Source organism: Pedobacter heparinus DSM 2366, from assembly GCF_000023825.1.
Lineage (GTDB): Bacteria > Bacteroidota > Bacteroidia > Sphingobacteriales > Sphingobacteriaceae > Pedobacter > Pedobacter heparinus.
Map to the genome: position 1 here is coordinate 1,646,624 of NC_013061.1, position 25,377 is coordinate 1,672,000.

The following is a 25,377-nucleotide window of genomic DNA, read 5'->3' on the forward strand; positions in this document are numbered from 1 at the left end:
ATTACATTTTAAGCTATAAAATGATGAAAATAAAACTTACTAACCTGTTGCTGATGTTTTTTGCACTTGCTACAATAGCGCTAAGTTCATGTAAAAAATCGTTGATGGAAAATGCTGAGGATTTTGTTACACCCGATCAGTTTTTCAAGAACGAGAATCAATGTATAGCTGCCTTAAATGGCTGCTATATTCCTTTTAACGCTATTTTTACATCTGGATTGATGTTGGCCAACGAGGGGGGCACCGACCTTGGATTTTTAAATTCCTCTGCTATAGATCAGAGATTTGAAATTTCACCAGCCAATCCTGGTATGGGCAGAAATCTATGGACCAATTGTTATCAGGGGGTGATGTATTGCAATTCTGCGATACAGGGTATCGAAAAATCACCTGTCAGCGATACGCGTAAACAGGCTTTGATTGCAGAAGGAGTAACACTCAGGGCCATGTACTATTATATCCTTACCTCAACCTTTGGCGATGTACCTTATTATACAGATGCAGTATCATCGCTTGAAGTATTGGATAAGGTAGCTAAACTTGGAAGGATGAGTGCTTTTGAAACCCGTAAAACGATAATTTCAGATCTTCAGAAATATGCACCCAGTCTCCCTGCCAAAAGAACTTCTGATGTACCCGGAAACCGGATTTCCGGCCCCATGGCCAATATGCTGATCGCTAAAATGGCCGTTTGGAATAAAGATTACGAAACGGGCCTGGCAGCAGCTAAAGAAATCCAGAAAATTTACGGACAGCTCTTACAATACCCGCTAACAGATACTTATTTCCGGAACAAGAATACGCCGGAATCTATTTTTGAGGTACAGTTTACATGGTCGGTATCGGGGCTTAAAAAGACTACCAATATTGCTTGCTTTTTTACACCAAGTAAAACAGCTTCCCAGGCAGTTTATGATGGTGTTACCATCCCGGAGTTGGGTGCTACAGCAAATCCCTATACACCAGTAACCCCTACAGAATATTTCATGTCCCTTTATGACGTGTATGATCCGCGTCGTGAAATTATCCTGGCTTATACTTATAACGGCGTTTTTTTTAAAAGACCGATGAGTGCTAATGGGACCGGAAAGCCATGGATGGGGCCTAAATTCTGGTGCCCGGGTATGGACAATGCTTCTGATGGAAATAACCAGAAGGTGTTCAGGTATGCGGATGCTTTATTACTGATGGCAGAATGTGCCAACGAAACAGGAGACGCCAACTTGGCTATGTCAAGTATAAACGAGGTGAAAGAACGGGCATCGGCCCTTTATAAGTTAACTGCCTATCCGGGCAAAGAAGCGTTTTTTGAGGAGTTAAAAAAAGAAAGGGCCAGAGAACTCATGGGCGAATATACCCGCAAGTGGGATCTGGTGCGTTGGGGTACTTTTTACGAGGCCGTAAAGGCCACCTCGGCAACAGAATTTTCTGTCATTAACGATAATTTAAGGCCTTATCATGAATATTATCCAATCTCAGATAGTGAGGTGTCAAGATCTGAAGGCAGATTGAGCAACCCGAAGTATACAGGCAATTAGGCTAAAAATTATAATTATGAAGAAATTAAAAACCATCTTTTTGCTGTTGGCACTCATCATGACCTGCAGCGGTCTTCAAGTATTTGCCCAGCATAAATTAAGGGTTATCAGTTATAATATCCTGGAAGGTATGAAAAATGATACCACCAAAGGTAAGCAGGTATTTGTAAACTGGGTAAAATCTTATGCACCTGATATTCTGGCACTGCAGGAATGTAATAAATTTACCCAGCTGTCCCTCGAGGAAATGGCTGCCAGATATGGACATCCGTATGCGATATTGGTCAAGACAACAGGATATCCTGTTGGTATTACTTCAAAATATCCTATTGTGGATGTGCAGAAGATTACAGACAATATGACCCATGGTTTTATTGTCTGTAAAATTAAAGATCTGAACGTGATCGTATTGCATCTTAATCCACATAAATACAGAAAAAGACGGGAAGAGATCGGGGAAATACTTGGTACTATGGCCGTAGCCCCGGTACGGAAAAGATGGATGATTATGGGGGATTTCAATTCTTTTAGTCCTTTGGATAAAGACAATTATCAAGATGGCGATGCATTGAAAAGTTTACAGGAAGCTGCCAAAAAATACAGTTATCATGATAATCTGGTAGATGGGAAATCCCTGGATTTTCAGGTGCAGCAGCAAATTCTGGATTTTGGGCTGAAAGATGCTGGTAAAATCGTAGAACCGGGCGGTATTCCAAAAAGAAGGATTGATTATATATATGTAAGTAAAGATTTGATCAAGAAAGTAACAACTGCCCATTTCATCAGGGATGATTTTACCGCAGGTTATTCCGACCATAAGCCAGTTATTATGGAATTTAAACATACAAATTAAAAGAGATCATGAAAGTAATTTCGTTATATAAAGCAATAAAGGCCACTATATCCTTTGTGCTATTGGCCATATTGTTTAGTGCAGTTTTTTATGGCTGTAAGAAAGATGATACAGAGTTTAAAACCAGTCTTTCCATTGACAGAAGGATCGTCCGAGTTGCAGATACAGCTGCGAGTACGCGGATACTGGTGTATGCCGATGGTAACTGGAATTTACAAATTAAAGGTGATGCATCCTGGGTAAAATTAGACCGTGAATCAGGAAGCGGAAAAGGGGAGTTCCAGGCCACTGTACAAAGCAATACAGGGAACCTGCCACGTTCAGTTACTATTGTTGTTACTGCCGATCATAAAACCGATACCATCAGCTTACAACAAAGAGGCTTGGTGCCTGCAATCAATATCACAGATGCAAACGCTAATGGAATTGCCAACGGGGGTGTCATGAAAACTGCAATAGTAACCAATGTGCCCTTTAACCTGATGCAGCATGCTGAGATTTATGATGTTGCAGGCGGAACAGGTTGGATCTCCAACATGGATATCAAGGGCACCAATCTTGTCTTTACACTGGGTCAAAATACTTCGGATCAGCCTCGCCAGGCGGTATTGCGATTGTCCTATCTGGATGCGTTGGGTACACTTACCAAAGATTCTATCGTTGTTAAACAAAATCCTAAAGGTGGTTATGATAACGCGCTGTTAAAAGACTTTGCCTACGTGAAAACTGCCTTGGCTGCAGGCCCGATTACCGAGGATATTTATATTGAAGGGGTAATTGTTAGTGATAAGGGCAATCCGAATATGGGTCAGAACGCCAATAGTGCCACGAACAAACATGTGGTAGATAAGAATGAAAACAGCATTACTTCCTATATTCAAAGCCTGGATGGAAAATCGGGTTTCCGGATCAGGGCCAAAACAGGTGGTGATAATATTTTTGGCCGTAACGAGATAGTCCGGCTCTGGCTGAAAGGTGTTACGCTCAAAAAGGAAACAAACCCTGCCCGTGTAACGCTGGACCAGGTACAATCTATCAATGTCATGTCTAAAGTTGCTTCGTCAGGACCTGTTTTACCAAGGGAAATGTATATGAAGGATTTAACCGATGAAGATGTGTATACCTACGTAAAATTAAAGCAGGTAGAGGTCAGTATACCCAATGGAAGCTTCTTCAATATCAATGAAGGATATATTTTAAGAACAGACGAATATCCTTTGAATATTAGGGATATTGATGGAAATAGCATGTATATGCTGACCAATATAGATGTCCCGTATCGCAGGGATGGCAACCACGTGCCGGAAGGATCCGGCAATATTGGTGGCATTGTAGTGCATGAGGAACTTCCACGTTATGGCGGCAATATTGGAAAATATTCCATCAGGCATGTTACGCGTGAGGATATCGATTTGAGGCAAGACCGTAATGATGGTTTTTCCAATGTACTGGTAGAGTGGAGCAGGTTTAAAACAGAAAATGCAGTGGGGCCCACAGCTGCAAAGAACCCCTTAACACCAGATATCGGTACGGGTACATTAACCCAAAGTCTAAAATCTCCACTCGATTTTACTGCTCCCAACGGTATCATTACTACTTCTGATTTTAACGGGCTGCTGATCGAGTCAACCACGGTTAAAGGAATTATTGGAAATGGGGCATGGTATTGTAATAAATGGTGGGACGATGCAAAAAATACTGGTGCATGGTGGCTAATTACAACCTCAACTACCGGAATTACCAAACCTATATCTATGCAAATAGAGGGCACCAGCAACATTGGCGGACCAACCAACTTCATTGCCGAGTGGTCCGCCACCGGTACAGATTCAGGCACATGGAACTTATTGTCAGAGTACACGCTGCAGGACCAGGTAGATTACACCAATACCCTGTTAACACAAGTGCCCGGCTGCAAAGGTTTGAATTTTCAGTTCCCGCTGGCCGCTTCAGGTTTAACCAATCTGTACATCAGGCTTAGGGTTAAAAACAAAACGGTCGGTAATTCTACATCACCCTCGGGCGGAACGCTTGCCGCTACTGGTATAACCAGGTTAGGTCACGTTTCTATTAAATACAATAAATAATATCCATTTCAACCGTTGCATTCCTAATGGATGCAACGGTTATAAACTTGTACCACCTTGAAAAAAAAAATGTTAATAGGCCTGATCGTAGCAATCGCCTTCTGCCGCTCTACCCGTTTACTGGCACAGACGGACAGCATTGTTTACACAAATGCCAGCAGCCTGTATATGTCGGGCAAGTTGTTTAATACTGCCAATCCTTATCAGCGAATTGATACAGCAAAATATCCAACTTTACCGGCACCTGTTAAAAGATTGCTTACCCATTCGGCCGGACTGGCCATTTGCTTCAGCAGCAACAGCACATCCATATCGGCAAAATGGTGTATAAATAAGCCGCTTAGCTATAGCAACATGACTACAATAAATAGCCAGGGCTTAAACCTTTATGTGCAAAACAAAGGCAAATGGCAGTTTGCAGGGGTAGCCAAACCCGATAACAAGAAATGTGCACAAGCAGTTATTGTGGAAAATATGGCCAAAGGAGAGAAAAAATTTATGCTATACTTACCTACCTATAATGAACTAAGTAGTCTTGAGATAGGCGTGGCGCCTGGAAGCAGCATCAAGTCTACAGCCAATGTGTTTAAAAAACGTATCGCAGTTTATGGATCGAGTGTTACCCAGGGAGCATCTGCCAGTCGTTCAGGTTTGGCCTACCCGGCCATGCTTTCCCGTCATTTTGGTTACGACTTTATCAATATCGGCATGAGCGGAAGTGCTAAAATGGAACCTGCTGTAGTTGCTATGGTAAATGATGTGGAAGCTGATGCATATTTATTGGATTGTATTCCGAACGCATCTGTACAGCAAATAAAAGACCGTACTTTAAATATGGTGGTGGCGATTCAGAAAGCACACCCGGGCAAACCGATCATATTACTGAATAGTATTAGCCGCGAACAAGGATTTGTTGATGTGAAAATGGGAGCCAAAGTTTTAGCCCAAAACAAGGCTGTCGACAGCATTGCCAACATCCTGCTTACCAGACATACCAGAGATTTTTATTTTATTGATGTCAAAGATTTTTTTGGTGATGATCATGAGGCCTCAACAGATTATGCGCACCCTAATGATCTCGGCAATTACAGGTTTGTACAAAAACTGCAGCCCATAATTGCAGCTATCTTTAAAAAGTACTTCTGATAATTCTACTATTAAATCATTATGACCTTCCCTTCACGTAGTGAAATAAAAAATATAAACAGATGAAAACAAGAGTATACTTAGTTTTATTGCTTTTAGCCTGTCTTTACAGTAAAGCGCAGGACAAGACATCAACTATTATTCCAGCCCCGGTTAAAATTACAGTCAGTAAGGGTATTTATCACTTAACCCAAAGTACGCCGGTAACATTTAGTGGCTTTAAACAAGTGCCGGCGGGATTAAAGGAATTTGCCACTAAAACCCTGTGGTTTAAGGCTGCAGCTACAAACGTTAAACATAGTTCAAATAAAGGACTTATGGTTGTCCTGGATAAAACTATTCAGCTGCCGGATGAAGGCTACCGGTTGTCTGTAAATGCCAGTGGTATCAAAATAGTATCTGATACCGAAAAGGGTTTGTTTTATGGCTTGCAAACCTTATTGCAGCTCATCCCCGATGAGGGAAGCGCCCTATCTTTCACCGAAATAGAAGATTACCCGCGTTACAGTTACCGGGGCCTGCACCTGGATGTAGGCAGGCATTTATTTCCGGTCAGTTTTATCAAACAATATATTGATTTACTGGCCCAGTATAAACTAAACACTTTTCACTGGCATTTAACAGAGGATCAGGGCTGGCGGATAGAAATTAAAAAATATCCAAAACTAACCACTGTTGGGGGATTTCGTGAGCAAACCCTGATTGGTAAATTAAGGACGAAACCCGAAGTATATGACAGCATCCGTTACGGTGGTTTTTATACTCAAAAAGAGGTACGTGAGATAGTTGCTTATGCGGCGTCAAAGTATGTTGTCGTGATTCCTGAAATTGAAATGCCCGGGCATTCCCTGGCAGCATTGTCTGCCTATCCTCAATTTGCTTGTGGTGATGACCCGGGACCTTTCAAGGCTGCTCAGACATGGGGAATATTTCCTGATGTTTACTGCGCAGGCAAGGAAGAAACATTTAAGTTCCTGGAAGATATATTGGACGAGGTGATGTCACTTTTCCCGGCAAAATACATACATATTGGCGGTGATGAATGCCCTAAAGACCGATGGAAAACCTGCAGGTATTGTCAAAAAAGGATTAGGGACTTGGGTTTAAAAGACGAGCATGAGTTGCAATCATACTTTATTCAACGGATGGAAAAATATGTGAACAGCAAAGGTAAGAAGATTATAGGCTGGGATGAGATATTGGAAGGTGGATTGGCAAAAAATGCTGTAGTAATGAGCTGGCGCGGTACCAAAGGTGGTATTGCTGCTGCACAGCAGGACCATGATGTGATCATGACCCCCGGTGCTTTTTTATATTTCAATTATACGGAGAACAAAGCCGATGAGGGTCCGTTAACTCATGGTTCTTTTTTACCCTTAAGTAAAGTTTATTCCTACAATCCAACGCCTGAAAATCTAAGTCCATTGCAGCAAAAACGCATTATAGGTGTGCAGGCTAACCTGTGGTCGGAATATATAGCAACGCCAGACAAGGCACTATACATGCTGCTGCCAAGACTTTTTGCCTTGTCTGAAGTCGCATGGACCATGCCACAGAACAAAAGCTGGATTAATTTCTCCGAGAAGAAATTAACTGTCCATCTGGCAAAGCTGGATAAAACTGGCACTATGTTTCATGTACCCAGCCCCATAGGAGCGAAGGATACAACAATAACGGCTGCTACTTATCTGCTGGATTATAAAGTCCCGGTAAAGGGCGCAAAAATTTACTATACGATTAATGGTTATTTTCCATACCAAACAGATTATTTATATAAGGGGCCTGTAATTATAAATGTACCACCAAGTCAGGAAAGAATTATCAAGTCGGTCGTAATTACACCTTCGGGTAAACGCAGCAGCACGGTTACAGTGCATGTTGTGAATCAGCAAAACGTTAAGCAAAGTTCATCTGCACCAAAACGTTTACGTATAGGATATTCTATCCCCATTGATAAAATTACCCCGGAAAGTATGGCTTATGCCAAGGCTAACGGAATAGCTTGTATTGAAACCTTTTTGGGGCCATATGTCGATACCGCCAGAAATTTTAAGTTTACAGATGAGCAGATAACCGCAAAAATTAAGGCAGCAAAAAAGGCAGCAGATGATGCGGGGATAGAAATATGGTCGGTGCATATGTTATTTGGTAAACGAATAGACATTTCGCTGCCGGATGAGGCTGAACGTCAAAAAGTGATGGAATTGCACAAAAAAATACTTGGTTTTTGCAGTATCCTTAAACCCAAACTCATCCTGTTTCATCCAAGCTGGTATCTTGGCCTTAACGAACGCGAGTTGCGTAAAAGTCAGATGATTAAATCGGCAGTCGAAATGAATAAGGTAGTGAAAGCCATAAATGCCACTTTGGTAATAGAGAATATGCTGGGTCCTGAATTACTGGTAGATGCAAGGCGGGAACGACCGTTATGCCGCACTGTAGAGGAAACTGTAGAGATCATGAACAGATTGCCTGCGGATATCTATTCGGCTATAGACCTTAACCATATTAAAAATCCTGAGCGGTTGATAGATGCCATGGGTGAACGTGTAAAGACGCTACATGTTGCAGATGGAACAGGCAGGGCGGAAAACCATTTTTTCCCATGTAGTGGGCAAGGGCAAAACGATTGGGTAGCCATATTTACAGCACTTGCTAAAGTAAACTATAATGGCCCCTTTATGTATGAGTCTGCTTATAAAGATGCGAAAGATTTTAAGTCCTGCTATGAAACGCTGTATCAATCCTTTGAGCGGTCACTTCAGGTTAAGAAAGAGTGATGGGACGGACTTGACATTTCTTTAAAGTTTAAACTTTATTAGCCCTGTATGGGGATATGAAAAAGCCTGATATTTTAAAAACGAACAATATCAGGCTTTTTTATATGAAGCACTATTTCTTTGCTTCGTTCAACAATTCAGTATGCAGGCGCACATATTCCTGGTTTTTCATTTCTGTAGCCAGCTGCAATCCAGCAGTTGCAGATTTTGTTGCACCAACTTTATCACCCATTTTCAGCTGGATGCGTCCTTTCCATAATTTAATCCATGGTGCTTTGCCATCGGCGGCTTCGGCAGCATTGATCCATTCTAAAGCTTTGTTTAAATCCTTGCCATTCGAATAGTAATATTGGGCAGCCTGGAAATAAGGTTTTTTCTCGCCTTTCATCGCTTCGTCTATACTTGCCATTACCGTGGCATCAATTTCAGTACTTAATTCCACATTTACAGCCGTATTTTCCCACATTAGCTGCAATTGCGCAGTGGCAGGCAATACGTTTGCAAACTGCATGGTAAAGGTTTCTACTTTATCTTTTAATTTAATGGCTTTAACTTTTACCCTCAGTACATCTTCTGCTTCCTTATATTCATAAGCACCCCATTGTTTGGCGCCTTTATTAAAGATCACTGTCCACTCATCTTTACCAGGGATGGTAAACAAGCCATAATCTCCGGCAGGCAATTCTTTACCTTCAATTTTAACAGGTTCTGTAAAACTGATCACAGTAGCAGAATTTGCGCCGGTACGCCATACCGTTCCATAAGGTTCCATAGCGCCAAATATCTTGCGGCCTTTAACATTGGGGCGTGAATAGTTCAGGGTGATCTTACCTAAACCAAAGTTTTGGGTAATGGTCTGAGCCGTACTGGGTTGGGGCATTTTTAAGCCCTGCGCCTGAAGATCATTAGTCAGTGCTGCTGCAATTGCCAGCACCAGCATGGTTTTAAACATTGTTTTCATTAGTTTATAAGTTTGTTTTTAAATTATAAGTTTTGTTTGGCACTAAATTACATTTATGATTGTGCATTCTACATAAAGATCTGGTTTAAAAGTAAACTTGACACATAAATTAGAAATTACTTATATATTGGTGCTATGATCAGTCCTCGTCATATATTATTAGGGATTATTTTTGTTTTCTTCCTGTGTTCTGCCTCAAAAATTGCCACAGGGCAGGAAATAGAAACGGGGGTTTCTAAGGAGCTGGCCCTATATAGGAAAACAGTGCTTGACAAGATCAGTTATATCCTCGAATTCGACATTCCAAAGGAAAGAACCGGGAATATTGCTGCAACTGAGCTGCTGAGCTTTCATCTGAGTGCCAACGACCAGACTTTACAGCTGGATTTCAAAGAAGCATCATCAAAAGTCAGGAAGCTGATTGTAAACGGTCAGAACATTCCAATACAGCATGAAAAAGAACATTTACTGATTGCTGCAAAGTATCTGAAAAAAGGAAGCAATCAGGTTAAAATAGAATTCCAGTCAGGAGAGGCCGCATTAAACCGTAATGCCGATTACTTATATACTTTGTTCGTACCTGATCGGGCCAGAACAGTTTTTCCCTGCTTTGATCAGCCTGATCTTAAAGCAACCTATAACCTGACTTTGAAAGTGCCGGCCGACTGGAAAGCCATTTCCAGCGCACCTTTAAAAGAAGCTATAATTTTAAATGGGCGTAAGACCTGTCAATTTGTAACATCTGATACTTTAAGTACCTATCTCTTTTCTTTTGTAGCCGGTAAGTTTGAACAGCAATCCGGAAACATTGGTAAGGGAAAAACAGAGTTTTTATACCGTGAAACAGATACTGCAAAGATAACGCACAGTATGAAGGAGCTTTTTAAGCTCCATAAGGATGCCATGAGTTATTTGGAAGACTGGACAGCGATTCCTTATCCCTTTCAAAAGCTTGATTTTGCAGCCATACCCGACTTTCAGTTTGGGGGGATGGAGCATGTAGGGGCCATACAATATAAAGCCGCAGCTTTATTCTTAGACAGTACGGCTACAAAAGATCAGCTGAATTCAAGAAACAACCTGATTGCCCATGAAACGGCACATATGTGGTTTGGTGATCTGGTAACCATGACCTGGTTTACAGATGTCTGGATGAAAGAAGTGTTTGCCAATTTTATGGCAGATAAAAGTGCAGAAGGAAATGTAGGTAAGGCCGTTTTTGACCTGAAATTTTTAATAGACCATTTTCCGGCGGCTTATGGTGTAGACCGTACTGCCGGCTCAAATCCAATTCGTCAGCAGTTGGATAACCTGAAGGATGCCGGTACAATGTATGGTAATATCATTTACCATAAGGCGCCGATTATGATGCAACAGCTGGAACTGTTAATGGGAAAAGATAAATTTCGGCAGGGAGTAAGGGCGTATCTTAAAAAGTTTGCCAACAGCAATGCTTCGTGGCCCGACCTGATTGGTATGCTGAATAAATATTCGGATCAGGATTTAGAAGGATGGAATAAGGTATGGGTAAATGAGCCGGGCAGACCTGTTGTAGATTATACCATTGAGAAAAAAGGAGATAAAATCGGCAGGTTTACGATTAAACAGGTAGCTGAATATGGCAGGCAAAGAATCTGGCCCCAGCTTTTTGAACTCACATTTTATTATCAAGGTTATACCAGGAAAATACCGGTTAATTTAAATGCAGCGCAAATTGAATTAAAAGAAGCGGAAGGATTGGATGTGCCGTTATTTGTATTGTTCAACTCATCAGGTCAGGGTTATGGATTATGGCCCCTGGATATGGATATGTTCAATCATCTGTATGACATGGAAAAACCTGTAAACCGCGCCACTGCTTACATTACCCTTTATGAGAATATGCTGGATGACAGGTATATTAAGCCGGCAGCGTTGTTGACCCTTTTTGTGGAAGGCCTGACTAAAGAAAAAGAAGAATTAAACCTGAATCTGATTACTGGTTATATGGGTACGGTTTACTGGGAATTTCTTTCAGAACAGGAAAGGAATAAGCTTACAGAGTTATTGGAAAAGAAAATATGGGAGGCCATGCTTGAACAGCAAGGCCCTAACCTTAAAAAGCTTTTGTTCAAAACTTACCAGAATATATTTTTAAGCAAAGCTGCTGCCAGCCGGCTGTATGAAATATGGAAAGTTCAAAAGGCCCCCGCCGGAGTAAAGCTATCGGAAGATGATTATACTTCATTGGCTTTTTCGCTGGCTTTAAGAGCTGGTGCAGACGCTGCTGTATTAAAAACGCAATTGCTGCGTATAAGTAATGCCGACAGAAAGAAAAGATTTGAGTTTATCATGCCTGCACTTTCTGCTGATGTAACTGAACGTGACCGGTTTTTTAAGAGCTTGGAATTAAAAGCAAACAGAGAAAAAGAAGCTAACGTTACTGCGGCATTATATTACCTGCATCATCCTTTAAGGCAATCCGGGTCTGTAAAATATCTGGATAAAAGTCTGCAAATGCTGGAGGAGATCCAGACAACCGGTGACATCTTTTTTCCTCAAAATTGGCTGACAGCTACTTTTAGCTATTATCAAAGTCCAGAAGCCGCCAGGATAGTCAGCCATTTTTTTAATACACACCCGGATTACCACCCTCAACTGAAAGCCAAACTTCTCCAAGCTACGGATAACCTGTTCAGGGCTCAAAAACTATTAAAATAATTACTGTTGTAATGTTTTATACGTTATTTTAAATACCTGTGTGCTTTTGTTTCCTGTAATGGTCATTTTTGAAGGATAGCCGTCAGTATTGTATTCATAGCTGAAGCCGGTATTTTCGGCCGGTGTTTTCTGGTTTGAATAGCTTAAAATGTTGTTGACGGAAGAAAGCAGAAACCAATATTCCGCTTCAAAAGCAAATAACCAGCTTTCAGCTATATGACTGGCAATGCCTTTTTTGTTGTCGAAGCTGTAATTCAATTGGTTGGTCTGGTTGGGGTAAATGGCTACAGTATTTGCTGATAGGTTTTGTGAAGAGCTGTATGCCAAACTATATGACCGTAGCAGCTGGTCTGTGCTGCTGTTACCGTAATATTTAACCCCGGTTATTTGCTGCTGACCATTATAATCCAGCGTATAGAAACCTATAGGTGTAAAGCTGTTAAATATAGGGTCATGTTCAAACTGGTTGGTCCGCAGAACCAGCTTTTGTGCATTGGTTTCATAATAGGCCGCATAATACAATTGGTTATTCCTGTATTTTTCCAGTACAGAAAGCTGGAGCTTATTGTTGTAAGATATGGCTATTTTATGTCCATCATTGCTTTCTATTGCAATAAGCTGCGCTGTATTTTCCTTATATTTTAATGTGATTACCAGGCTGCTGGCTTCCAGTTTTACAGGTATAAGTACCTGATCAGGCTGTTTTTCTTCCGGAGTGGGGCTTTTTGCCAGAGGCTTATGTTTTTTACAGGAAAGCGTGAACAATAAGGTAAAAAGCATAAAAAGATACAGGTGGTTTTTGAGACTACACATGTTAGGTTGGTTTATAAATAAACAATCAGTTAGTTATCCGTAAATCTATATATAATTATCATAATAATAAAATAAATTATCATATTTAGCAGTTATGCATTTCTTTGTGTGAAATAAAATATTTTTATGATTTTATGCAACATTTTAATATATACTTAAAAATTTAGGCTTAAACATGATATATTTGATTACACACAAACATTTACACAAATGAAAACAACAGTTTTATTAGCAGCGCTGGCTTTTGGCACAGTGCTCTCGGCCTTTGGGCAGAAAGAGAAAAAAGACGATGTTTATCCTGCGCCGGTGCCAGAAAATAAGGAACGTTTTGTACCTGCATCAGGAAAGGCCCTGGATGAGTCAGGCGGATTCAAGATTGTAAACTACGAACTGATCTGGCAAAAGGTATTTGATACTGGGGCCAGCAAGGAAAGTATTGAGCACTATTTTAGGCGTGCCGGCATCTTTAAGCAGGTTGAAACAGCACCGGCTGAATTGCGGGGCTTTCTTTCGGCTTTTGATGCCAAGGGCGCAGAATTTTCAAATATCCTGACGCCTTATACCAGAAGTACGCTTTTCTCTGCCTTTGCACTGGTGGATTTTAAAGAGGGGCATTACAGGGTTACCGTTAAAAAGATCATGATCATGAACTATTACGAAAAAAACAATGCAAAGATCAGCTATGCTGAATTTGCCTTTAAAAACAACCAGTATGAATTGAAACCATCTTTTTTAAGAAACGAAGCTAAAGTAATGGATGAGGTGCTTACCCGGATGTTCAGTTTCAATACTACTGAAAATGACAATTGGTGAGTAGCTGAAAATTATGAATAATAATTTGGGAAAAAGGCCCTTTGATAACAGATAAGCCGTACTTTTGTAAACGATTTCTTTTTAGCACATAAGGTTTACTAAAAGTACATTATGGACGATTTTTTAGCTGCCCGCCTGCAAATGGCCTTCTCCCTTGGTTTTCACATAGTTTTTGCCTGCATTGGCATGGTTATGCCTTTCTTTATGTCGGTAGCGCACTTTTACTGGCTCAAAACCAAAAAGGTGGTTTACCGCGATGTAACAAAAGCCTGGAGTAAGGGGGTTGCAATTTTCTTTGCTACAGGAGCGGTATCGGGCACCGTACTTTCGTTCGAACTCGGTTTGCTCTGGCCCAAATTTATGGAGCATGCCGGACCCATATTTGGAATGCCGTTTTCTTTAGAGGGGACGGCATTTTTTATAGAAGCGATAGCCCTGGGATTTTACTTGTATGGCTGGAACAAGCTCAATCCTTGGTTCCATTGGGCTACGGGTGTAGTGGTAGGGGTAAGCGGCTTGCTCTCGGGGATTCTGGTGGTTGCTGCCAATGCCTGGATGAATAGCCCGGCCGGTTTTGATTACATTAACGGACAGTATTTAAATATTGACCCTATAAAAGCCATGTTCAATGAAGCCTGGTTTTCACAATCGCTGCATATGTGTGTGGCTGCCTTTGTTTCAACTGGTTTTGCCGTTGCCGGTGTGCATGCCCTCATGATCCTTAAAGGAAAAAATGTGGCTTTTCACAGTAAGGCCTTTAAAATTGCTGCTGTGTTTGGAACTGTAGCGGCCTGTTTACAACCTTTAAGCGGCGATATTTCTGCAAAAGATGTTGCCAAAAGACAGCCAGAAAAACTGGCCGCTATGGAAGCCCATTTTCATACCGAAAAGTTTGCCCCGCTCATTATAGGCGGGATTCCCGATACAGCGAATAAAAAAGTAGATTATGCCCTGAAGATCCCTGGCCTGCTTAGCTTTATGGCCACGGGCGATTTTAACGGGGAAGTGAAAGGGCTGGACGCGGTGCCGAAAGAAGATCAGCCACCTGTAGCAGTTACCCATTATGCTTTCCAGGTCATGGTAGGTCTGGGCATGGCCATGGTAGGGATTGCCATTTTGTATTTCATCGCTTTGTGGAAGAAAAAACAATGGCTGGATAGTAAATGGCTGTTAAAACTCTTTGTTGCAGCAACACCTTTGGGTTTTATTGCTTTAGAAGCCGGATGGACGGTAACAGAAGTGGGACGCCAGCCCTGGATCATCAGGGGGGTAATGCGTACTGCTGATGCGGTAACGCCTATGCCGGGCATTGTGTATTCTTTCTACTTATTTACGGCAGTTTATATCTCTCTGGCTATCATTGTAAGTTTATTGCTGTACCGTCAGATTACTATGGTAGACAGCTTATACGATTCCGAATCAGTTCAATCTAAAAATTAGCTTTATGATATATGTAGTTATTGTTTTCCTGTGGACGGCCATTTTGTTATATATCCTGCTTGGTGGGGCTGATTTTGGTGCTGGCATTATAGAGCTGATGACGGCAAAAACCAATAAAGCCAAGACCCGGAAAACCATGTACAAGGCCATAGGCCCAATATGGGAGGCCAACCACATGTGGCTCATCATAGCCATAGTGATCCTGTTTGTCGGTTTTCCTAAAATATACACCACCATTTCTGTTTACCTGCACATTCCGCTGGTTTGCATGCTGTTGGGCATTATTGCCAGGGGCACTGCCTTTGTATTCAGAAACTACGATGCCGTAAAAGATGACATGCAAAAAATATATACGCCTATATTTGTGTATTCCAGCTTAATTACTCCATTTTTTCTGGGTATTATTGCTGCCAGTTCAGTATCCGGACAAATAGACCCTTCGGCAAATAATTTCCTGTCGGCATATATATTCAGCTGGCTCAACTGGTTCTCTGTAGCCGTAGGTATTTTTACAGTAAGCATTTGCGGTTTCCTGGCTACCATTTTTATCATCGGACAAACAGATAATGATGGCGATAGGGAGCATTTTGTGGGGAAAGCCCGCAGAACCATTTTTATCGTTATGTTTTGCGGTGCTTTGGTGTTTATAGCCGCTTATTCGGAAGGAATTCCACTTGCTTCATGGATCTTTGGGGATACACCTGGCTTAATTGCAATCATTGCAGCCAGTATTTCATTGCTGGTCATGTTTTATGCACTTAAAAAAGACAAGCCAATTTTATTGCGGCTGCTGGCCGGTTTTCAGGTTACCATGATTTTATTTGCGGCAACTTATACCCACTTCCCAGATATTGTTTTACTGAAAAACGGTGAAAACCTTTCCTTGCTGACCCACCAGGGTCAGGCCAGAACCATAGCTTCCTTAGGTTATGCCCTGCTCATTGGCAGTATATTTATCCTGCCGGCACTGGTTTACCTCATTTATATCTTCCAGAAAAGGCAGGAAGTGCCTGCCAGTCATTAATCAATTAATTTTTACCTTATATGGAGCAATCCAGATTTTTAAAACTCAACCAGCTTTCAGCAGGTGATTACCAGGCTTTTTTATACGATTGTGATGGTACCCTTGCCGATAACATGCCCGCACATACGGCCACTTACTTAGCCACAGCCCATGAATATGGACTAAGTATTGATCCGGCCATGATCAATGAACTGGCCGGATGGCCGGTAGCTGATGTGGTAGTAGAAATGAATAACCGTTATAAAAGCAATATAGATCCGACTGCTTTTAGGACAAGAAAAGCCGAGCTGTATGCAGCCAAATATATACAAAAGATTGTACCCATAGATTTTGTAGTGCAACACCTTAAGGCCAATGCAGGTAAGGTGCGTATTGGTGTAGTTTCGGGTGGCGACAGGGAGGCTATTGCACAAACCCTGGAGGTGCTGGGTATTGCTGATCTTGTAGAAGTTTTGATCTGTGCAGGGGACACCGTCAAAGGCAAGCCCTTTCCTGATCCCTTTTTAAAAGCAGCTGAATTGTTGGATGTGGAACCATCAAAATGTATGGTCTTTGAAGATGGCGTTCCCGGAGTGGAAGCCGCTAAGGCTGCAGGAATGGACTGGATAAGGATTGATCTGATCTGACCACAAATAAATAACCCGGGTATTTGGGTTCTTATGTAACAAATTAAGTTAAAAAGAGTTAAATGAATTGTTTTTGTGCTTAATTCGCAGTCTTTTTATGTTAAGGAAACAATGATGTGATTTAATATAGGATAAGGATTAAACCAAAAACATTTTATAACGTCTAAATTAAAGTTACAACCTAGTAGAACACCAAATATGAAACAAGGATATATAAAAACACTATTTAATATTTTCCTGCTTACAGGTCTTAGTATAGCAGTAAATGCACAAAAAGTCACTGAACTTCAGGAGGTTAGTGTGAAGGCTCCGCATGCTGTTAAAATTGATGGTAAAAATTTTGAATGGCAGGATGCCAATTTTTCTGTAAACAAGCGTACCAATATTGCTTACATCATGAGCAATGATGACAAGAACCTTTATCTGGTAATTAAATCTGCCGATGTACCTAATAATATGAAAATACTGGCAGGAGGGATTACGCTCTCTATAAACCCTGACGGAAAGAAAAAAGAAAAAGAAAGCATCATGCTTACCTATCCTATTATTCAAAGGGCCAGCAGAGGCGGACAAGGTGGCAACAGGGGACAGTTCAGAGCGATGGGCATGGCCATGGGTGGCGGTGGCGGTCAACCCAATACCAAACAAAGGGATTCTATAATGGCTGCTATGCAGAAAACACAACTGGCACAGGCAAAAGAAATCAAGATCAAAGGTTTTAAAAATACAACTGATACCCTCATTTCCATTTACAATGAATTTGGCATCAAAGCCTTTGCCAGCATAGAAAAAGACAATTCTTTTTTTTATGAAATAGGGATCCCTCTGGAAGCTTTAGGCATTTCTGTCGATTCGCCAAAAGAATTTGCTTACAACATTAAAGTTAACGGCCTGCAGTTACCCGGCCTGGATGGTGGATTTGGTGGTGGTAACCGTGGAAACTTTGGTGGCGGCGGCGGTGGAGGTATGCGGATCAGTAGCGGTGGCGGCGGTGGCATGCGTGGCGGTATCGATTTTCAGGACATGATGAGCCCAACAGATTTCTGGGGTAAATACACTCTGGTCAAAAATTAATATTTCTTTCAATTCCAGTTATTCCTACCCTGCAATAAGGACAGGCATTTTCCGAACACATTTAAACTATATTATACACACCAACACACGAATGAAATATTCTAACCAGGTTAATGCTGCACAGCTGTACACCAGCCCTCCTCACATCCGCTGTTTCAATTTAATGATCCGGATAAGCATCCTATTCTTTTTCCTGCTGTTCAGCACTGTTAAGCTTTTTGCACAAAACCAGCCTACACAAAATACCCCACCACCTTTGCCGGTAAGAGAAATCAGCGGGATTGTAAAAGACAGCACAGATCTGGGGGTAATTGGCGCAACAGTGAGTTTAACCTCAATTAAGGATACTTTAAAAACCAGTACCAATTCGGACGGTATATTTGTATTCAAAAATGTAAAATCGGCCACCTATACCATTTTAGTACAAAGTATTGGTTACAGGCCTTCTGCCCCAATGCGGTACAAGCAAAATGATGCCATACCCCGTATCGTAATGGATCCCATTTTACTTAAAGAGCAAAAAAATACTCTAAATGAAGTGGTAATCAGTGGTACACCATCCATTACCTATAAAACGGATACAGTAGAGTACAAGGCCAGCGATTATATTGTAAGGGCCAACTCGACGGTAGATGAGCTGCTCAAAAAAATGGAGGGCATGGAAGTCGGCAATGATGGCTCATTGGTGCATCAGGGCCAGAATGTAACAAAAGCAAAATTAAACGGTAAAGAATATCAGGGGGGCGACATTGCAACCGCAATTAAAAACCTTCCGGCGGAAATTGTGGACAAGATCCAGATTGTGGACGACTATGGTGATCAGGCCGCCCGTACCGGAATTAAAGATGGTGATCCTGAAAAAGTACTGAACATTACTACCCGAACCGATAAATCTGTGGGTAATATGGCCAATATTTTCGTCGGGGCTGGTAATAACGATCGATATGAAGCCGGAATATTTGGTACACGGATAAACGGAAACCAGACCATAGGGGTAAACGGACGCTTCAGCAATACCGTAAACGGTGTAGCCAGCAGCGGAGACAACAGCAATAATAGCGGTGGTGGCGGTGGAGGTGGCGGCGGCCGTGGTGGTCAGGGTGGCCAGAATACTCAGAATAGTGGTGGCAGTGGTAGTGGTGGTACCACCACCTCAGGCCGGGGCTCATTCAGTATCCGTGATAAAATAGGGAAAAAAATAGAACTCAACCTGAATTATGACTACACGAGTTCAAATGTCAAATCTTTAAACGACAGTTATTCGGTTAGTCCAACGCGGCAGCGGATCCAGGTGATCGAAAATGGTGTTCCCATCATGAAAGATACTACCTATTATACTTTTGCAAATAGCCTAAGCAATGGAGAAAACCTGAACAAGAGCCATAATTTCAGGGCCGAAATAGAAATAAACCTCGATAGTAACAATTTTCTACGTGCGGTCCCTACATTGCGGTATAGTTCGGCAAACAACACGAGATTTTCCGATATCAAACAAACCGGGTTTTATCACCAGAACAGGCAAGGAACCAATATCAGCAAAAATACAAGACCCCAGCTGGGTGCTTCTGTTTTTTATCAGCATATTTTTAAAAAACCCAGAAGGAACCTTTCTTTACAGGTAGATGCAAACAGCAATAATCTGGACCAGGAGCAGGAACAGGATACCAAAATCATTTACTTTTTAAATGAGGCTGAAACAGAAACAAGGGACTCGGCTGTAAACAGGATTGTAGCCAGGAAAAACCTGCAGAGCAATTACCGGGGAAGCTTTACTTTTGCAGAACCCTTAACTGCCAATACCCAGCTGGAATTAAATGCCCAGGTCAATTACAATGGGTACGACAATACCGCAACTACGCAGAACATCATCAATGGAAATCCATCTGGAGTCATAGATTCTCTGAGTAATATTTATGATTATTCCTTTACGCAGGGCCGTATTGCTTTGAACTACCGTTATGGCTTAAGCAATATGTCTAAAGTACGTTTCTCTTTGGGTATAACGGCAATACCATCCCTGCTTTCCGGTACAAAGGTAAGTCTGGGTACCACCACCAACAGAAGCAGTTTTAATATGGTGCCCATTGCCCGTTTTGAATATCTATGGTCCAGACAACATAAAATGTCGATCAATTATTATGGAAATGCAATAGAGCCTACCTTTGACCAGATCCAGCCGGTTAGGGATGTAACCAATCCACAAAATCCTATTGTGGGTAACCCAAATTTAGTGGCCTCTTTCCAGCATACGGTTAGGGCGGGTTATGACAATTACATCGCCAATTCTAAATTGAACTATTCTTTGAATGTCAACGGATCCTTAACAGATAATTCGGTCATCAGAAATAATGTACAGATCATTGATCAGATACTGACAAATCAGGCTACGAGTAAAAAAGATACCATTTACATTACGGAAACCCGTTTTTTAAATACCAGTGGAGCGTATAAGGTAAATGGAAATTATTCCATCAGCAAACAACTGAACGACCGCAGGTACAATCTGTCGCTCAGTGGATCAGCCAGCTACGATCATCGTATTTCTATGAGTGCCTCGCAAAAAAACATAAATACAGTAATGACTTTTATTGAACGTTTCGGACCAAGGATCAATCCGAACGACTGGTTCGAGATCAATCCCAACGTATCATATAACTACACGAAATCGACCAATACCCTACCTGGTTTCAGGGATACCAAAACAAATACACTGGCGCTTAACCTGGACGGAAGGATGTACTTCCTGAACAGCTGGCTTTTTGGCTATAGTGCCAGTAAAAACTATGTCAGCGGAATTGATGCCAATGTGACCAGCAATCCTTTTGTGGTAAACGCCTATATAGAAAAAGAATTTTTTAACCGCAGGGGCCGGGTCACCTTTCAGGCCTTCGATATCCTGAACCAGAACAATTTTGTAAGTCGTGACAACAGCGAGGATGGAGGATATACCGATACCAAATCCAATGCACTGAGCCGGTACTTTATGCTGCGTTTAAGTATGCGTTTACAAAAATGGACGGGTGCACAGGGCCGCGGAGGCAGACAGATTATGCGCAGGGGCGATGGAAGCTTTATGTAGTCGCAGACCGTAAGTAGCAGACATAAAAAAAGCCTCTTGATCAGAGGCTTTTTTTATGCTTATATTTTTTAGAAGGAAAAGTCATCGTCTTTTACTCTTGCTACTCCTTCGTGGTTCTCAGAATATTCGTAGCGTTTTTCTACCACATCCTGATGGTTCTTAATGTAGTCAACCGTTTCGTTTAGCCCTTCTGTAAACTTCTCAAAATCTTCTTTGTATAAAAAGATCTTGTGTTTTACAAAAACACCATCTTCCAGCCTTTTCTTGCTTTCAGTTAAGGTTAGGTAGTAATCTCCTGATCTGGTTGCTTTTACGTCGAAAAAATAAGTTCTTTTACCTGCCCTTACTTTTTTTGAAAAAACCTCTTCTCTCTCTTTGTTGTCAAATTCTCCCATGGTTGGTATTGATCTTGGTTTTGGTTCGGGTAAATATAAAGTAATAATTACTAAAGTTCAAAATAGAAATTACAAGGATTGATTTTCTTCTTCAAGCAATTGGTTCTGATACATTTCGGCATAAGCCCCGTTTTGCTGTAATAATTGCTCATGGTTGCCCTGTTCAATGATTTTTCCCTGATCAAGCACAATGATTTTATCCGCATTTTTTATCGTAGAAATTCGGTGTGCAATCAAAATGCTTGTTTTATCTTTCATTATTTTGCTCAGATTTCTTAGAATTTCTTCTTCTGTGCGGGTATCGACAGCCGAAAGGCAATCGTCAAATACGAGCAGGGCAGGTTCTTTGATCAATGCCCTTGCAATAGAAACGCGTTGCTTTTGTCCGCCCGAAAGCGTTATGCCCCTTTCACCCAGCATGGTTTCAAATTTATGCTCAAAGTCGACAATGTTATGGTACACCGCTGCATTTTTTGCTGCAGTGCTTACCTCCTCATCGGTTACCTGGTCCAAACCAAAAGCGATGTTATTTTTAATGGTATCGGAGAAAAGGAAAACTTCCTGAGGTACAAAACCAATCTGGTTGCGGTAATTGTTTAAATTAAGGCCTTTTAGCGGATTTCCGTCTACTGTAATGTTCCCGCTGTCGATATCGTACATGCGCATGATTAGATTGGCAAGGGTAGACTTCCCGGAACCGGTGCGTCCGATTATGGCAATAAACTGACCCTGTCCGATCTCGAAACTAACATCCCTTAAGGCCTGGATCCCCGTATCCGGATAAGTGAAATTAACATGTTCAAATTTGATATTCCCTTTTAGCCGGGCGCTTTCTGTGTTTTTAGAAGTAATATCCGGTTTTAACTGTAAAAATTCATTGATGCGTTTCTGAGAGGCCGAGGCGCGCTGAATTAATGTAGTAACCCAGCCCAGCATAGTAACAGGGAAGGTAAGCTGGTTTACATAAACTATGAATTCGGCAATGTTGCCCGGTGTAATGGCGCCATCTATAACCTGTATACCCCCAATATAAACGGTAAGGATGGTACTTAAGCCAACCAGCAAAAGCATGGTAGGGTAAAAAAGTGCCTGTACTTTAACCAGGCCCATGGCATTATCTTTATAGCCCTGGCTCTCGGCAGCAAATATTTCTTTTGTATAATCTTCTCTTACATAAGATTTGATGACCCTAATGCCCGAGAACCTTTCCTGTACAAAACTGGACAGTTTAGATAGCTGTTCCTGGATCTGTTCACTCTTTTGATTGATGAGGGTATTTACGAAATAAATGATCAGGACCAGTACCGGTAAGGGCAGCAAGCACCATAAGGCCAGGGTAACGTTTACCGAAAACATGGCGTAAATAACCAGGATGAACAGTACGGCTGTATTAATGGTATACATGATGGCCGGACCTACGTACATGCGTACGCGGTTTACATCTTCTGTGGCGCGGTTCATCAGGTCGCCTGTATTGTTGCGCCGGTAAAAGCCCAGGCTTAATTTCTGGTAATGTGCATAAATCTCATTCTTCATATCAAATTCGATATGCCGCGACATCAGGATGATGGTTTGCCGCATAAAGAACAGGAAAAGTCCCCTGAGCAGGTACAATATCAACACCAGCATGCCAAAATAAAACAGGCTGTAACTAAAGATATCGTAAATAACTGTCGCACGTTCAAAGCCGTTGAATAACCTGTAGATCTGTATGTTCTCGGTGATCAGGTTAAAGGCATGGCCAATTACCTGGGCAGGGATCACACCAAAAAAATTGGAGATGACCACAAAGAAAATCCCGGGGATAATCCACCATTTATATTTGTAGAAGTATTTGTTTAAAAAACGCAGGTGTTTCATCAGGGGGTAAAGTTATCGAAAATGAAGGTGTTTTTTTTAAACTCTTTAGTTAAAACAATGTAAATAATGTTTTTTTATGCTAGTTTTGCGGGATATCTGATAAACAAAATTATATGTCTGGTAATAGTTCTATTGTGAATTCAGTTTTAGATCAATTAAGTGCGTCGGGGCACAAGAAAGTAGTTTATTGTAATGATCCCGACACCGGATTAAAGGCAATTATTGCCATTCACGATACAACTTTAGGCCCTGCATTAGGCGGAACCCGCATGTGGAGCTATACTACCGAATCAGAAGCACTGGAAGATGTACTCAGACTATCGAGTGCCATGACTTATAAAGCAGCCATTACCGGCCTTAATTTAGGTGGTGGCAAGGCCGTTATTATCGGCGATTCCAGGAAAGGAAAATCTGAAGCAATGATGCGTAGTTATGGCAGGTTCATCAAAAACCTGAACGGCGAATTTATTACTGCAGAAGATGTAGGTACCACTACCAAGGATATGGAATACATCCGCATGGAAACCAGTCATGTTACGGGGGTGCCGGAATCGTTGGGTGGTGCAGGCAATCCCGCACCAACAACAGCAAAAGGGGTGTTCCTGGGTATCAAGGCCTGTGTAAAAGAAGTTTTTGGAACCGATATGCTGGCCGGACGTTCTGTAGTGGTACAGGGAATAGGAAATGTGGGCGAGCATCTGGTTGCTTTGTTGAGGGCAGAAAATGTGGAAGTGTATATCAGCGACATCAATGAAGAGCGTTTGCAGCATGTGGCACGTACCTATAAGGCAAAGCCGATTGGTGCAGACAAAATTTTTGGCCTGGACGCAGATATTTATGCACCATGTGCACTGGGAGCTACAGTGAACGATAAGACCATCAATAAAATGAAATTTGCGATTATTGCGGGTTCTGCAAATAACCAGCTGGCAGATGAAAATAAACACGGACAGCTGTTGCTGGAGAAAGGTATTTTGTTTGCTCCGGATTACCTGATCAATGCAGGCGGACTGATCAGTTGTTATTCTGAACTTACCGGCTTTGGTAAAAAGCGGACCATGCAACTTACAGAGAATATTTATAACGCCACAAGAGATGTCATAAAAATGTCCAAAACAGATAATATCCCAACAATATGGGCCGCTAACCGCATTGCTGAAAAAAGAATAATAGATATCAAAAAAATAAAATCATCATTTTAATAAACAGGTAATTTACCACTCGTTCTTACATTCATGTTAAACAGAAGGCACTTAAGAATTAAAGCTCTGCAAAATATTTTTGCTTGGCACATGACAGACAAAAAGGATCTGGCTTCCTCAAAGAAAGCGTTAATGCAAAGTATTGATAATGTATACGAAATGTATATATGGATGCTTTCGCTATTGGTTGAGGTTACAGAATATACAGGGATTGACGCTACAGAGCGCGCCAATAAACATTTGCCTACAGCAGAAGACCTGAACCCTAATTTAAAGCTGCTGAACAATAAGTTTGCAGTTACATTGAAAAAGAATCCGGATTTTAGTGCTGCGGTACATAAATATAAGATCAACTGGATGGCCGATCCGGAATTCGTAAAGGCTATTTTTAATACTTTAAAGGTCACTCCAGAGTATGCCACCTATCTGGCCGATGAGAACAACGATCTGGAAGAATCAAAAACGATCATCAAATTCATCTTCAGAAAGGTCATCCTAAAAAGCCATAATATTATACAGGCTTTCGAGGACAGGTTCATCAACTGGTCGGTAGACAAGGAAGTAATGCAGGGAATGGTGGCCAAAACCATCAAAAATTTTACTTCTGAAGATCCTTTTAAAAATAAACTGACGCCGATAAGCCAGGACTGGGCAGAAGACAGCAAATTTGTAGAAGACCTGTTTGTGCACACCTTAAAAAGTGATAAGGAATACCAGGGCCTGATTGCCGAAAGAACCAAGAACTGGGAGTCGGAGCGTATTGCTTTAATGGATACCATCCTGATGAAAATGGCCATATGTGAATTGATGAATTTCCCTTCCATACCTGTTAAAGTAACTATTAACGAGTACCTTGATCTCTCAAAAGATTACAGTACTCCGAAAAGTAATTCATTTATTAACGGTATCTTGGACAAAATTTTAGGCGATCTGAAAAGAACAAACAGCATACATAAAATTGGTCGCGGACTAATAGAAGAATAAAT

At 41.4% G+C, this 25,377-nt stretch carries 18 protein-coding genes; 14 read left to right on the forward strand and 4 right to left on the reverse strand.

Annotation, left to right across the window (positions count from 1 at the left end):
- Positions 1–20 precede the first annotated feature (20 nt).
- From PHEP_RS06920 to PHEP_RS06940, 5 genes are all read left to right on the forward strand, one after another.
- Positions 21–1,538 carry a RagB/SusD family nutrient uptake outer membrane protein gene (locus tag PHEP_RS06920; RefSeq protein ID WP_012781542.1) on the forward strand — a complete coding sequence of 506 codons (1,518 nt, stop codon included), beginning with the start codon at positions 21–23 and terminating at the stop codon, positions 1,536–1,538.
- Positions 1,539–1,554: 16 nt separating this feature from the next.
- The gene (locus tag PHEP_RS06925) at positions 1,555–2,391 is read left to right on the forward strand and encodes an endonuclease/exonuclease/phosphatase family protein (RefSeq protein WP_012781543.1); all 837 of its coding nucleotides are present in this window, start codon (positions 1,555–1,557) and stop codon (positions 2,389–2,391) included.
- 8 nt (positions 2,392–2,399) lie between these two features.
- Entirely contained in the window at positions 2,400–4,478 is a 2,079-nt protein-coding gene (locus PHEP_RS06930; protein ID WP_012781544.1) for a BACON domain-containing protein, read from the forward strand.
- Between the two features lie 57 nt (positions 4,479–4,535).
- Positions 4,536–5,624: an SGNH/GDSL hydrolase family protein gene (locus PHEP_RS06935; RefSeq protein WP_143715713.1), complete on the forward strand. Its 1,089-nt coding sequence runs from the start codon at positions 4,536–4,538 to the stop codon at positions 5,622–5,624.
- Between the two features lie 62 nt (positions 5,625–5,686).
- Positions 5,687–8,404 carry a family 20 glycosylhydrolase gene (locus tag PHEP_RS06940; protein WP_012781546.1) on the forward strand — a complete coding sequence of 906 codons (2,718 nt, stop codon included), beginning with the start codon at positions 5,687–5,689 and terminating at the stop codon, positions 8,402–8,404.
- A gap of 112 nt (positions 8,405–8,516) precedes the next feature.
- Here the strand turns inward: PHEP_RS06940 and PHEP_RS06945 are convergent, their stop codons facing one another.
- The gene (locus tag PHEP_RS06945; RefSeq protein ID WP_012781547.1) at positions 8,517–9,365 is read right to left on the reverse strand and encodes a DUF2911 domain-containing protein; all 849 of its coding nucleotides are present in this window, start codon (positions 9,363–9,365) and stop codon (positions 8,517–8,519) included.
- A 135-nt stretch (positions 9,366–9,500) separates the two neighbouring features.
- Here PHEP_RS06945 and PHEP_RS06950 point away from each other — a divergent pair, with 135 nt between their 5' ends.
- Positions 9,501–12,065, forward strand: coding sequence for a M1 family metallopeptidase (locus PHEP_RS06950; RefSeq protein ID WP_012781548.1), 2,565 nt, complete (start codon positions 9,501–9,503; stop codon positions 12,063–12,065).
- On the opposite strand, the gene PHEP_RS06955 is transcribed toward PHEP_RS06950, so the two are convergent.
- A complete protein-coding gene (locus PHEP_RS06955) occupies positions 12,066–12,845 on the reverse strand; it encodes a hypothetical protein (protein ID WP_012781549.1) in 780 nt (259 codons plus the stop codon).
- A gap of 243 nt (positions 12,846–13,088) precedes the next feature.
- On the opposite strand from PHEP_RS06955, the gene PHEP_RS06960 reads away from it, so the two are divergent.
- The 6 genes from PHEP_RS06960 to PHEP_RS06985 all read left to right on the forward strand — a co-directional run bounded on the left by PHEP_RS06960 (position 13,089) and on the right by PHEP_RS06985 (position 20,934).
- On the forward strand, positions 13,089–13,691 hold the full coding sequence (locus PHEP_RS06960; RefSeq protein WP_012781550.1) for a hypothetical protein: 603 nt from the start codon (positions 13,089–13,091) through the stop codon (positions 13,689–13,691).
- A 111-nt stretch (positions 13,692–13,802) separates the two neighbouring features.
- Positions 13,803–15,131, forward strand: coding sequence for a cytochrome ubiquinol oxidase subunit I (locus tag PHEP_RS06965; protein ID WP_012781551.1), 1,329 nt, complete (start codon positions 13,803–13,805; stop codon positions 15,129–15,131).
- Positions 15,132–15,135: 4 nt separating this feature from the next.
- A complete protein-coding gene (locus tag PHEP_RS06970) occupies positions 15,136–16,155 on the forward strand; it encodes a cytochrome d ubiquinol oxidase subunit II (protein WP_012781552.1) in 1,020 nt (339 codons plus the stop codon).
- Between the two features lie 20 nt (positions 16,156–16,175).
- Complete coding sequence (locus PHEP_RS06975; RefSeq protein WP_012781553.1) at positions 16,176–16,781, forward strand: HAD family hydrolase; 606 nt, start codon at positions 16,176–16,178, stop codon at positions 16,779–16,781.
- Positions 16,782–16,979: 198 nt separating this feature from the next.
- A complete protein-coding gene (locus PHEP_RS06980; protein WP_012781554.1) occupies positions 16,980–17,855 on the forward strand; it encodes a hypothetical protein in 876 nt (291 codons plus the stop codon).
- Positions 17,856–17,946: 91 nt separating this feature from the next.
- On the forward strand, positions 17,947–20,934 hold the full coding sequence (locus PHEP_RS06985; RefSeq protein WP_012781555.1) for an outer membrane beta-barrel protein: 2,988 nt from the start codon (positions 17,947–17,949) through the stop codon (positions 20,932–20,934).
- 68 nt (positions 20,935–21,002) lie between these two features.
- Here the strand turns inward: PHEP_RS06985 and PHEP_RS06990 are convergent, their stop codons facing one another.
- Together PHEP_RS06990 and PHEP_RS06995 are read right to left on the reverse strand one after the other, a co-directional pair.
- The gene (locus PHEP_RS06990; protein WP_012781556.1) at positions 21,003–21,329 is read right to left on the reverse strand and encodes a DUF3276 family protein; all 327 of its coding nucleotides are present in this window, start codon (positions 21,327–21,329) and stop codon (positions 21,003–21,005) included.
- 69 nt (positions 21,330–21,398) lie between these two features.
- On the reverse strand, positions 21,399–23,189 hold the full coding sequence (locus PHEP_RS06995) for an ABC transporter ATP-binding protein (RefSeq protein WP_012781557.1): 1,791 nt from the start codon (positions 23,187–23,189) through the stop codon (positions 21,399–21,401).
- 113 nt (positions 23,190–23,302) lie between these two features.
- On the opposite strand from PHEP_RS06995, the gene PHEP_RS07000 reads away from it, so the two are divergent.
- Positions 23,303–24,391 (forward strand): Glu/Leu/Phe/Val family dehydrogenase, encoded by a 1,089-nt coding sequence (locus tag PHEP_RS07000; protein ID WP_012781558.1) that lies wholly within the window; start codon positions 23,303–23,305, stop codon positions 24,389–24,391.
- A 33-nt stretch (positions 24,392–24,424) separates the two neighbouring features.
- On the forward strand, positions 24,425–25,375 hold the full coding sequence (gene nusB / locus PHEP_RS07005) for a transcription antitermination factor NusB (RefSeq protein WP_012781559.1): 951 nt from the start codon (positions 24,425–24,427) through the stop codon (positions 25,373–25,375).
- Positions 25,376–25,377: the final 2 nt, after the last annotated feature.

Bases quoted from the DNA above. Each gene is read 5' to 3' on its own strand.
- PHEP_RS06975 (WP_012781553.1), top strand. From the start codon at position 16,176: ATGGAGCAATCCAGATTTTTAAAACTCAACCAGCTTTCAGCAGGTGAT.
- PHEP_RS06925 (WP_012781543.1), top strand. From the start codon at position 1,555: ATGAAGAAATTAAAAACCATCTTTTTGCTGTTGGCACTCATCATGACC.
- PHEP_RS06995 (WP_012781557.1), bottom strand. From the start codon at position 23,189: ATGAAACACCTGCGTTTTTTAAACAAATACTTCTACAAATATAAATGG.
- PHEP_RS07000 (WP_012781558.1), top strand. From the start codon at position 23,303: ATGTCTGGTAATAGTTCTATTGTGAATTCAGTTTTAGATCAATTAAGT.
- PHEP_RS06945 (WP_012781547.1), bottom strand. From the start codon at position 9,365: ATGAAAACAATGTTTAAAACCATGCTGGTGCTGGCAATTGCAGCAGCA.
- PHEP_RS06920 (WP_012781542.1), top strand. From the start codon at position 21: ATGATGAAAATAAAACTTACTAACCTGTTGCTGATGTTTTTTGCACTT.
- PHEP_RS06985 (WP_012781555.1), top strand. From the start codon at position 17,947: ATGAAATATTCTAACCAGGTTAATGCTGCACAGCTGTACACCAGCCCT.
- PHEP_RS06930 (WP_012781544.1), top strand. From the start codon at position 2,400: ATGAAAGTAATTTCGTTATATAAAGCAATAAAGGCCACTATATCCTTT.
- PHEP_RS06965 (WP_012781551.1), top strand. From the start codon at position 13,803: ATGGACGATTTTTTAGCTGCCCGCCTGCAAATGGCCTTCTCCCTTGGT.
- PHEP_RS06950 (WP_012781548.1), top strand. From the start codon at position 9,501: ATGATCAGTCCTCGTCATATATTATTAGGGATTATTTTTGTTTTCTTC.
- PHEP_RS06955 (WP_012781549.1), bottom strand. From the start codon at position 12,845: ATGCTTTTTACCTTATTGTTCACGCTTTCCTGTAAAAAACATAAGCCT.
- PHEP_RS06960 (WP_012781550.1), top strand. From the start codon at position 13,089: ATGAAAACAACAGTTTTATTAGCAGCGCTGGCTTTTGGCACAGTGCTC.
- nusB (WP_012781559.1), top strand. From the start codon at position 24,425: ATGTTAAACAGAAGGCACTTAAGAATTAAAGCTCTGCAAAATATTTTT.
- PHEP_RS06990 (WP_012781556.1), bottom strand. From the start codon at position 21,329: ATGGGAGAATTTGACAACAAAGAGAGAGAAGAGGTTTTTTCAAAAAAA.
- PHEP_RS06970 (WP_012781552.1), top strand. From the start codon at position 15,136: ATGATATATGTAGTTATTGTTTTCCTGTGGACGGCCATTTTGTTATAT.
- PHEP_RS06940 (WP_012781546.1), top strand. From the start codon at position 5,687: ATGAAAACAAGAGTATACTTAGTTTTATTGCTTTTAGCCTGTCTTTAC.
- PHEP_RS06980 (WP_012781554.1), top strand. From the start codon at position 16,980: ATGAAACAAGGATATATAAAAACACTATTTAATATTTTCCTGCTTACA.